The organism is Streptomyces sp. NPDC006435 (assembly GCF_040612315.1).
Lineage (GTDB): Bacteria > Actinomycetota > Actinomycetes > Streptomycetales > Streptomycetaceae > Streptomyces.
Map to the genome: position 1 here is coordinate 17,640 of NZ_JBEXPY010000074.1, position 10,173 is coordinate 27,812.

A 10,173-nucleotide genomic window follows, 5' to 3' on the forward strand; every position below is an offset into this window, starting at 1 on the left:
GGGAAGTGACGGGTCTCCGTACGACCGGCATGCCAAGCTGAACCGAATCTCAGTAACCTGGTCGGAGAACGACCTGAAGACGAGCGAGAAGCAGACCTCCCCGCCGCCGGTCCTCGGTAGTGGCCCCCGGACTCATCGACCCGGGTGCTTCGATCGAAGACCGGCCCGCCGATGGAGGGCTTCTCCGCTACCGTCCCCCGCCACACGGGCGTGGGGGCGCGAAGACGATATGTAACGGAGAAAACGCTAGTGGAGAACGAGACCCACTACGCCGAGGCCGTCATCGACAACGGCACCTTCGGCACCCGCACCATCCGCTTCGAGACGGGCCGCCTGGCCAAGCAGGCCGCCGGCTCCGCCGTCGCGTACCTGGACGACGACACCATGGTGCTGTCGGCCACCACCGCCTCCAAGAAGCCCAAGGACCAGCTCGACTTCTTCCCCCTCACGGTGGACGTCGAGGAGCGGCAGTACGCCGCCGGCAAGATCCCCGGCTCCTTCTTCCGTCGCGAGGGCCGGCCCTCCGAGGACGCGATCCTCACCTGCCGCCTGATCGACCGCCCGCTGCGCCCCTCCTTCAAGAAGGGCCTGCGCAACGAGATCCAGATCGTCGAGACGATCATGGCGCTCAACCCCGACCACCTGTACGACGTGGTCGCGATCAACGCCGCCTCCTGCTCCACGCAGCTGGCCGGCCTGCCCTTCTCCGGCCCGGTCGGCGGCACCCGTGTCGCCCTGATCAAGGGCCAGTGGGTCGCCTTCCCGACGCACACCGAGCTCGAGGACGCCGTCTTCGACATGGTGGTCGCCGGTCGCGTCCTGGAGGACGGCGACGTCGCGATCATGATGGTCGAGGCCGAGGCCACCGAGCGGACCATCCAGCTCGTCAAGGACGGCGCCGAGGCCCCCACCGAGGAGGTCGTCGCCGCCGGTCTCGAGGCCGCGAAGCCGTTCATCAAGGTCCTCTGCAAGGCCCAGTCGGACCTCGCCGCCAAGGCCGCCAAGCCCACCGGCGAGTTCCCGGTCTTCCTGGACTACCAGGACGACGTCTTCGAGGCGCTCGCCGCCGCCGTGACGTCCGAGCTGGCCCAGGCGCTCACCATCGCCGGCAAGCAGGACCGCGAGACCGAGCTCGACCGCGTCAAGGAGATCGCCGCCGAGAAGCTCCTCCCGGCCTTCGAGGGCCGCGAGAAGGAGATCTCCGCCGCGTACCGCGCGCTGACCAAGAAGCTGGTCCGCGAGCGCGTCATCAAGGACAAGGTCCGCATCGACGGCCGCGGCGTCACGGACATCCGTACGCTCGCCGCCGAGGTCGAGGCCATCCCGCGGGTGCACGGCTCGGCGCTGTTCGAGCGCGGCGAGACCCAGATCCTGGGCGTCACCACCCTCAACATGCTCCGCATGGAGCAGCAGCTGGACACCCTCTCCCCGGTGACCCGCAAGCGCTACATGCACAACTACAACTTCCCGCCGTACTCCGTCGGTGAGACCGGCCGCGTGGGCTCGCCCAAGCGCCGCGAGATCGGCCACGGCGCGCTCGCCGAGCGCGCCATCGTGCCGGTGCTGCCGACGCGCGAGGAGTTCCCCTACGCGATCCGCCAGGTCTCCGAGGCGCTGGGCTCCAACGGCTCGACGTCCATGGGCTCGGTCTGCGCCTCCACCATGTCGCTGCTGAACGCCGGTGTGCCGCTCAAGGCCGCCGTCGCCGGCATCGCCATGGGCCTGATCTCGCAGGAGATCGACGGCAAGACCCACTACGTCGCCCTCACCGACATCCTCGGTGCGGAGGACGCCTTCGGTGACATGGACTTCAAGGTCGCCGGCACCAAGCAGTTCGTCACCGCGCTCCAGCTCGACACCAAGCTCGACGGCATCCCCGCCTCGGTCCTGGCCGCCGCGCTGAAGCAGGCCCGCGACGCCCGCCTCCACATCCTCGACGTGATGAACGAGGCCATCGACGTCCCGGACGAGATGTCCCCGAACGCCCCGCGGATCATCACCGTCAAGATCCCGGTGGACAAGATCGGTGAGGTCATCGGCCCCAAGGGCAAGATGATCAACCAGATCCAGGAGGACACCGGCGCCGACATCACGATCGAGGACGACGGCACCATCTACATCGGTGCCGCCGACGGACCGGCCGCCGAGGCCGCCCGCGCCACGATCAACTCGATCGCCAACCCGACCATGCCCGAGGTCGGCGAGCGCTACCTGGGTACGGTCGTCAAGACCACCACCTTCGGTGCCTTCGTCTCCCTCATGCCGGGCAAGGACGGCCTGCTGCACATCTCGCAGATCCGCAAGCTCGCCGGTGGCAAGCGCGTGGAGAACGTCGAGGACGTGCTCGGTGTCGGCACCAAGGTCCAGGTCGAGATCGCCGAGATCGACTCCCGCGGCAAGCTCTCCCTGATCCCGGTCATCGAGGGTGAAGAGGACGAGAAGAAGGACGACGCCGCCAAGTGACGTCCCGTAGTTCCGTGACGACGGCCCGTGCCTCCTCGAAGGCGCGGGCCGTCGCCCGTACCCAAACGCTTCTCAAGGGCAGCAACGGCATCGGCACGGTCCGCCGCACCGTCCTGCCCGGCGGTCTGCGGGTCGTCACCGAGACCCTGCCCTCCGTACGCTCCGCCACCTTCGGCATCTGGGTCAACGTCGGCTCGCGCGACGAGACCCCGACCCTGAACGGTGCGACGCACTACCTCGAACACCTCCTCTTCAAGGGCACCGCCAAGCGCAGCGCCCTCGACATCTCCGCCGCGATCGACGCGGTCGGCGGCGAGATGAACGCCTTCACGGCGAAGGAGTACACCTGCTACTACGCGCGGGTCCTGGACACCGACCTGCCGCTGGCCATCGACGTCGTCTGCGACATGCTGACCGGCTCGCTGATCGCCCCCGAGGACGTTGACGCCGAGCGCGGCGTCATCCTCGAGGAGATCGCGATGACGGAGGACGACCCGGGCGACTGCGTGCACGACCTGTTCGCGCACACCATGCTCGGCGACACCCCCCTCGGCCGCCCCGTCCTCGGCACCGTCGACACCATCAACGCGCTCGACCGCGGCCGGATCGCCCGCTTCTACAAGAAGCACTACGACCCCACCCGTCTGGTCGTCGCCGCCGCGGGCAACATCGACCACGCCACGGTCGTGCGCCAGGTCCGCAAGGCGTTCGAGCGGGCGGGCGCGCTGTCCCGCACCGACGCCGTTCCGGTCGCCCCGCGCGCCGGCTCCCGCACCCTGCGCACCGCGGGCCGGGTGGAGCTGCTGAACCGCAGGACCGAACAGGCCCACGTCGTCCTCGGCGTGCCCGGCCTGGCCCGCACCGACGACCGGCGCTGGGCCCTCGGGGTACTCAGCACGGCCCTCGGCGGAGGCATGAGCTCGCGCCTCTTCCAGGAGGTACGGGAGAAGCGCGGCCTCGCCTACAGCGTCTACTCGTACACCTCGGGCTTCGCCGACTGCGGCCTGTTCGGCGTGTACGCGGGCTGCCGGCCCAACCAGGTCCACGACGTCCTCAAGATCTGCCGGGACGAACTCGACCGGGTAGCGTCCGAGGGACTGAGCGACGAGGAGATCGGCCGCGCCATCGGGCAGCTCTCCGGCTCCACGGTCCTCGGCCTGGAGGACACCGGAGCACTGATGAACCGCATCGGCAAGAGCGAACTGTGCTGGGGCGACCAGATGTCGGTCGACGACATGCTGGCCCGGATGGCGCAGGTCACTCCCGACGACGTCCGCGAGGTCGCGGGCGAGGTCCTCGGACACCGCCCCTCGCTCTCCGTCATCGGCCCGCTCAAGGACAAGCAGGCCGACCGCCTCGACGAAGCGGTCTCCTGACCCCCACCCGTAAGGAAGCAGAGCAATGAGCAAGCTGCGCGTGGCCGTTCTCGGCGCCCAGGGCCGCATCGGGTCCGAGGCGGTACGAGCCGTCGAGACCGCCGACGACATGGAGCTGGTGGCCGCCCTCGGCCGCGGGGACAAGCTGGAGACCCTCGCGGAATCCGGCGCCCAGGTCGCCGTCGAGCTCACCACCCCCGCATCGGTGATGGGCAACCTCGACTTCTGCATCCGGCACGGCATCCACGCCGTCGTCGGCACCACGGGCTGGACCGACGAACGGCTCGCGCAGCTGAACACCTGGCTCTCCGGCTCCCCGGAGACCGGTGTGCTCATCGCGCCGAACTTCTCCATCGGCGCCGTCCTCACGATGAAGTTCGCGGAGCGGGCCGCCCGCTACTTCGAGTCCGTCGAGGTCGTCGAACTGCACCACCCCAACAAGGTCGACGCCCCCTCGGGCACCGCCACCCGCACCGCGCAGCTGATCGCCGAGGCCCGCCGGAAGGCCGGCCTCGGCGATCAGCCGGACGCCACCACCACGGCCCTGGACGGCGCCCGCGGTGCGGACGTCGACGGCGTCCCGGTGCACGCGGTACGGCTCCGGGGCCTGCTCGCCCACCAGGAGGTGCTGCTCGGCGGAGAGGGCGAGACGCTCACCATCCGCCACGACTCGCTGCACCACAGCAGCTTCATGCCGGGCATCCTGCTCGGCGCCCGCCGCGTGGTGACCACTCCCGGCCTCACGTTCGGCCTGGAAAACTTCCTCGACCTGAACTGACTGAGCCCTGCCATGCGCGCAAAGATCACTTACTTCGTCACCGCCGCCGTCCTGGTCTTCTACTTCGTCCTGGTCGGCAGCCGCGGCGTGATGCTCATCGAGCACGGCACCCTGCTGACGGTCGCCTTCGGGGTCGCGGTGCTGATCCTGCCGGTGATCGGGGTCTGGTTCCTCTGGAAGAACACCCAGTTCGTGGCACGGGCCAACGCGCTGGCGGCGGAACTCGACGCGGAGGGCGGCCTGCCGGTCGACGAGCTGGTCCGTACGCCGTCCGGCCGGATCGACCGCGACTCGGCCGACGCCGTCTTCACCCGCCGCCGCGAGGAGACCGAGGACTCCCCGGACGACTGGCGCTGCTGGTTCCGTCTGGCCGTCGCGTACCAGGACGCCAGGGACACCCCGCGGGCCCGGAAGGCCATGCAGCGGGCGATCGCCCTGCACGCCGGATCGGCCGGGGCCGGCACGTCCTGACCCCGGCCCCGGGCCCGTCCGGGCCGTGACCGCGGGGAGCGGACGCGGCGGGTGGACGGGGAGAAGACCGAAGCGGAAAAGACCGAAGCCGTCCGGCGAACAGCTCCCGGACGGCTTCGGCTTCGGTGCACCCTCGTGTCAGACCCGGCGGTACTCGTCCCCCCACGCCTCCAGGGTGTCCGCCGCCCGGTCGAACGCCTCTCCCCGGCTCAGGAAGTCCGCGTTGTTGTCGGTGAGCAGCGGCTCCATCGGCGCGTTCCCCTGACGCACGAGGACCAGGGCCTGGCCCTGCACCGTGCGCGGGAAACCGAGCCACCGCACCGGCTGCTGCACCGTGCGGATCGCGGTGACCCGGTTCCACGGCACGGTCGTCGTCGAGAGGAAACCCACCCGGCGCACGCCGTGCCGGCTCACCCAGGCACCCATCCGGAGCAGCCGCAGGGCACAGATGATGATCGCGAGAGCCACCCCCAGACACACGATGGTGCCCGGCAGCGCCCCGGCGAACGCGATGATCATCCCGGCGAACAGCACGAAGGACGCGAGCAGCAACAGGCCCGCCCCGGCCGCGACCCGCCAGGGGCCGGGACGGTACGGGCGCCGCCAACTGTCGTGGTCGTCGAACGGAAGCGCGATGTCCTCAGCGCTCGCGTCAAACGCGCGGTCGGCCGTCAGGAAGGGCAGGGGCACGACTGATCCTCACTCACAAGCATGCTCGATTGCTGTGCCCGGTGAGGCTACCGAGGGGGCCATGACCCGACCACCCCAGGGGGCCCGTACGGGTCAGCGCCCGTCGGAGGCCTCGGTCTGCTCGGCGTGCGAGGGGCTCTGGGCGGGGCTGAGCGCGGGCAGGCCGAGGATCAGCGAGCCGACGAGACCGGCGACGACGGTCAGCCCGACGAGGGACCGGCCGGCCAGCTGGGAGACGCTGGCGCGCTCCCGCGGGGGAGGGGTGACATTGCTGCGGAATCGGTCGGCCTCGGCCACGAACGAGAACGGGACGGATTCACGCCGGCGGAACATGAGGAAGCTCTCCTTGAACTCTGTTTCGGATGCTGCTAATGAGTCAGACGTGCGAAGGGCCCGATCGGTGCCCCGAATCGCCGAATTCGTCGAAGAAATCCCCTGACGGACCTTCCGGTCCTGGTTGTCGGTGGTGGCCCGTAGAGTGGGCGCCGCCCGAGCGACGCAACTGGAAGGACCCCGCCGGTGACCGAGACCCCCGAGCCCGCAAAGCCCAGCTTCCGCAGCGATGTCACCGTCGAGCTGGTGAAACACGCGGCGGGCGACTCCGACGTCCTGTTCGCCGCGCGCGTGTCCACGGCCGGCGAGCAGTCCCTGGAGGAGGTCACCAAGGACCCCGAGCGCTCCAAGGGCCTCATCAACTTCCTGATGCGCGACCGGCACGGCAGCCCGTTCGAGCACAACTCGATGACCTTCTTCATCAGCGCCCCGATCTTCGTGTTCCGCGAGTTCATGCGGCACCGCGTCGGCTGGTCGTACAACGAGGAGTCGGGCCGCTACCGGGAGCTCCAGCCGGTCTTCTACGTCCCGGACGCGTCCCGCAAGCTGGTCCAGCAGGGCCGCCCCGGCAAGTACGAGTTCGTCGAGGGCACCCAGGCCCAGCAGGAGCTCACCGGCCGAGTCATGGAGGACTCGTACCGGCAGGCGTACGAGGCGTACCAGGAGATGCTCGACGCGGGGGTGGCCCGCGAGGTGGCCCGCTCGGTGCTTCCCGTCGGCCTCTTCTCCTCGATGTACGCCACGTGCAACGCCCGCTCGCTGATGCATTTCCTCGGCCTGCGCACCCAGCACGAGCTGGCGAAGGTGCCGTCCTTCCCGCAGCGGGAGATCGAGATGGTCGGCCAGCAGATGGAGGAGCACTGGGCCCGGCTGATGCCGCTCACCCATGCAGCCTTCAACAAAAACGGACGCGTCGCCCCGTAAGCGGTGTCCGTATTGCGGCGTTTCGTGAAGTTCATCTAGGCTGATCAAACGGACCCGGCACTGCTTGAACCCCCGAGCAGGCAGTGCCGGGCTCCTATCGCTTGTCCCCCCGAGGGGGCATTGGGCGCTGAGCAGCGAGTAGCGTGTTACCCATGGCTCCGATCTCCACTCCGCAGACCCCCTTCGGGAGGGTCCTCACCGCCATGGTCACGCCCTTCACGGCGGACGGCGCACTCGACCTCGACGGCGCCCAGCGGCTCGCCGTCCACCTGGTGGACGCAGGCAATGACGGCCTGATCATCAACGGCACCACCGGCGAGTCCCCGACCACCAGCGACGTGGAGAAGGACCAGCTCGTACGGGCGGTACTGGAAGCAGTGGGGGACCGGGCCCACATCGTCGCCGGTATCGGCACCAACGACACCCGGCACAGCATCGAACTCGCCCGCGCGGCCGAACGCGCCGGCGCCCACGGCCTCCTCGCGGTGACGCCGTACTACAACAAGCCGCCGCAGGAGGGCCTCTTCCGCCACTTCACGGCCATCGCGGACGCCACCGGCCTGCCGGTGATGCTCTACGACATCCCCGGCCGCAGCGGTGTGCCGATCAACACCGAGACGATGGTCCGCCTCGCCGAACACCCGCGCATCGTCGCCAACAAGGACGCCAAGGGCGACCTCGGCCGCGCGAGCTGGGCGATCTCCCGCTCCGGCCTCGCCTGGTACTCCGGCGACGACATGCTGAACCTGCCGCTGCTCTCGGTCGGCGCCGTCGGCTTCGTCTCCGTCGTCGGCCATGTCGTCACCCCCGACCTGCGCGCCCTCATCGAGGCGTACCGCGGCGGCGACGTCCAGAAGGCCACGGAGATCCACCAGAAGCTCCTGCCCGTCTTCACCGGAATGTTCCGTACTCAGGGTGTGATCACGACCAAGGCCGCGCTGGCCCTCCAGGGTCTCCCCGCCGGTCCGCTGCGCCTCCCCCTGGTCGAGCTCACCGAGCAGGAAACGGCCCAGCTCAAGATCGATCTCGCGGCCGGCGGGGTAGAGCTCTAAACACAGACTTCACAACTGAATACGCGAAGAACACTCGCAAGAGCGAAAAAACAGACAACAGCAAGTGCACGAATGACATGCGCGCCACGTGCCCAAGCGGTACGTGGCGCGCGTGGTAAGGAGAGTCTTTTGAGTCATCCGCACCCCGAACTCGGCACCCCGCCGAAGCTCCCGAAGGGCGGCCTCCGCGTCACCCCGCTCGGCGGCCTCGGCGAAATCGGCCGCAACATGACGGTCTTCGAATACGGCGGCCGCCTGCTCATCGTCGACTGCGGAGTCCTCTTCCCCGAGGAGGAGCAGCCCGGGATCGATCTGATCCTGCCGGACTTCACCACGATCCGGGACCGTCTCGACGACATCGAGGGCATCGTCCTCACGCACGGCCACGAGGACCACATCGGTGGCGTCCCGTACCTGCTGCGCCTGAAGCCGGACATCCCCCTCATCGGCTCCAAGCTGACCCTCGCGCTGATCGAGGCGAAGCTCCAGGAGCACCGCATCCGCCCGTACACCCTCGAGGTGGAGGAGGGGCAGCGCGAGCGCATCGGCGTCTTCGACTGCGAATTCATCGCGGTCAACCACTCCATCCCGGACGCCCTCGCGGTCGCCATCCGCACCCCCGCGGGTCTGGCCGTCGCCACCGGCGACTTCAAGATGGACCAGCTCCCGCTGGACGGCCGCCTCACCGACCTGCACGCTTTCGCCCGGCTGAGCGAGGAGGGCATCGACCTCCTCCTCGCCGACTCGACGAACGCGGAGGTCCCCGGCTTCGTACCGCCCGAGCGGGACATCTCCAACGTCCTGCGCACGGTCTTCGCCAATGCGCAGAAGCGCATCATCGTGGCGAGCTTCGCCAGCCATGTGCACCGCATCCAGCAGATCCTCGACGCGGCGCACGAGTACGGCCGTCGGGTGGCCTTCGTCGGCCGGTCGATGGTCCGGAACATGGGCATCGCCCGCGACCTCGGCTACCTGAACGTCCCCGCGGGACTGATCGTCGACGTCAAGACCCTCGACGATCTGCCGGACGACGAGGTCGTGCTGGTCTGCACGGGTTCCCAGGGCGAGCCGATGGCGGCCCTGTCCCGCATGGCCAACCGCGACCACCAGATCCGGATCGTCCAGGGCGACACGGTGATCCTGGCGTCGTCCCTGATCCCGGGCAACGAGAACGCGGTCTACCGCGTGATCAACGGCCTGACCCGTTGGGGCGCCAACGTCGTCCACAAGGGCAACGCCAAGGTCCACGTCTCGGGCCACGCCTCGGCCGGCGAGCTGCTGTACTTCTACAACATCTGCAAGCCGAAGAACCTGATGCCGGTCCACGGCGAGTGGCGCCATCTGCGGGCCAACGCCGAACTGGGTGCGCTCACCGGTGTGCCGAAGGACCACATCGTCATCGCCGAGGACGGCGTCGTCGTCGACCTCGTCGACGGCCGGGCCAAGATCGTCGGCAAGGTCCAGGCGGGTTACGTCTACGTCGACGGCCTCTCGGTCGGCGACGTCACCGAGACCTCGCTCAAGGACCGTCGGATCCTCGGCGAAGAAGGCATCATCTCCGTCTTCATCGTGGTCGACAGCACCTCCGGCAAGATCACGGGCGGCCCGGACATCCACGCCCGCGGTTCCGGCATCGACGACTCGGCGTTCGCCTCCGTCGTGCCGAAGATCGAGGAAGCGATCAACAAGTCCGCCCAGGACGGTGTGCTGGAGCCCCACCAGGTCCAGCAGCTGGTCCGCCGCACGCTGGGCAAGTGGGTTTCCGACACCTACCGCCGCCGCCCGATGATCCTTCCGGTCGTCGTCGAGGTCTGACCCACCGCCCGACCCGGGCAGCGCGAACTCCGGAGCGGGGCCCCCGATTTGCATCGGGGGCCCCGCTCCAGTACGTTTACGGCTCCGCCTGACCGGGAAACGCCGCGCACACCATGTGTTGCGAGCGTGTCGGACAGGGCGGAAAATCCGACTCAGAACTTCTGATAAAGTCGGGCCCGCCGAAAGGCAAAAGACCACTTCGACGGTCACCGAGAATTCGGAATCCGGTCCGGAAACGGAACGGGAAAAGGTTCTGGTAGAGTCGGAAGGG

The 10,173-nt window shown here is 68.9% G+C and carries 9 protein-coding genes; 7 read left to right on the forward strand and 2 right to left on the reverse strand.

From position 1 onward, the window contains the following. The first annotated feature begins 249 nt into the window (after window positions 1-249). The 4 genes from ABZZ04_RS37225 to ABZZ04_RS37240 are packed head-to-tail and all read left to right on the forward strand — an operon-like array spanning window position 250 to window position 5,088. Window positions 250-2,463 carry a polyribonucleotide nucleotidyltransferase gene (locus ABZZ04_RS37225; protein WP_148839711.1) on the forward strand — a complete coding sequence of 738 codons (2,214 nt, stop codon included), beginning with the start codon at window positions 250-252 and terminating at the stop codon, window positions 2,461-2,463. Further along, a complete protein-coding gene (locus tag ABZZ04_RS37230; RefSeq protein WP_356936671.1) occupies window positions 2,460-3,839 on the forward strand; it encodes a pitrilysin family protein in 1,380 nt (459 codons plus the stop codon). Before ABZZ04_RS37225 ends, ABZZ04_RS37230 begins: the two co-directional genes overlap by 4 nt. A 25-nt stretch (window positions 3,840-3,864) precedes the next feature. Continuing rightward, window positions 3,865-4,617: a 4-hydroxy-tetrahydrodipicolinate reductase gene (gene dapB, locus ABZZ04_RS37235; RefSeq protein ID WP_356936672.1), complete on the forward strand. Its 753-nt coding sequence runs from the start codon at window positions 3,865-3,867 to the stop codon at window positions 4,615-4,617. A gap of 12 nt (window positions 4,618-4,629) precedes the next feature. Then, window positions 4,630-5,088 carry a tetratricopeptide repeat protein gene (locus ABZZ04_RS37240; protein WP_356936673.1) on the forward strand — a complete coding sequence of 153 codons (459 nt, stop codon included), beginning with the start codon at window positions 4,630-4,632 and terminating at the stop codon, window positions 5,086-5,088. Between the two features lie 138 nt (window positions 5,089-5,226). Here the strand turns inward: ABZZ04_RS37240 and ABZZ04_RS37245 are convergent, their stop codons facing one another. Together ABZZ04_RS37245 and ABZZ04_RS37250 are read right to left on the reverse strand one after the other, a co-directional pair. Continuing rightward, on the reverse strand, window positions 5,227-5,778 hold the full coding sequence (locus ABZZ04_RS37245; RefSeq protein ID WP_356936674.1) for a hypothetical protein: 552 nt from the start codon (window positions 5,776-5,778) through the stop codon (window positions 5,227-5,229). A gap of 93 nt (window positions 5,779-5,871) precedes the next feature. Beyond that, window positions 5,872-6,111 (reverse strand): hypothetical protein, encoded by a 240-nt coding sequence (locus ABZZ04_RS37250; protein WP_356936675.1) that lies wholly within the window; start codon window positions 6,109-6,111, stop codon window positions 5,872-5,874. Window positions 6,112-6,297: 186 nt separating this feature from the next. Between ABZZ04_RS37250 and thyX the strand changes: the two genes are divergently transcribed. From thyX to ABZZ04_RS37265, 3 genes are all read left to right on the forward strand, one after another. Then, a complete protein-coding gene (gene thyX / locus ABZZ04_RS37255; RefSeq protein ID WP_356936676.1) occupies window positions 6,298-7,035 on the forward strand; it encodes an FAD-dependent thymidylate synthase in 738 nt (245 codons plus the stop codon). A gap of 152 nt (window positions 7,036-7,187) precedes the next feature. Next, complete coding sequence (gene dapA, locus ABZZ04_RS37260; RefSeq protein ID WP_356936677.1) at window positions 7,188-8,087, forward strand: 4-hydroxy-tetrahydrodipicolinate synthase; 900 nt, start codon at window positions 7,188-7,190, stop codon at window positions 8,085-8,087. A 129-nt stretch (window positions 8,088-8,216) separates the two neighbouring features. Then, complete coding sequence (locus ABZZ04_RS37265) at window positions 8,217-9,902, forward strand: ribonuclease J (RefSeq protein ID WP_356936678.1); 1,686 nt, start codon at window positions 8,217-8,219, stop codon at window positions 9,900-9,902. Window positions 9,903-10,173: the final 271 nt, after the last annotated feature.

Coding starts and splice junctions, on each gene's coding strand:
- ABZZ04_RS37240 (WP_356936673.1), top strand. CDS start 4,630: ATGCGCGCAAAGATCACTTACTTCGTCACCGCCGCCGTCCTGGTCTTC.
- dapB (WP_356936672.1), top strand. CDS start 3,865: ATGAGCAAGCTGCGCGTGGCCGTTCTCGGCGCCCAGGGCCGCATCGGG.
- ABZZ04_RS37250 (WP_356936675.1), bottom strand. CDS start 6,111: ATGTTCCGCCGGCGTGAATCCGTCCCGTTCTCGTTCGTGGCCGAGGCC.
- dapA (WP_356936677.1), top strand. CDS start 7,188: ATGGCTCCGATCTCCACTCCGCAGACCCCCTTCGGGAGGGTCCTCACC.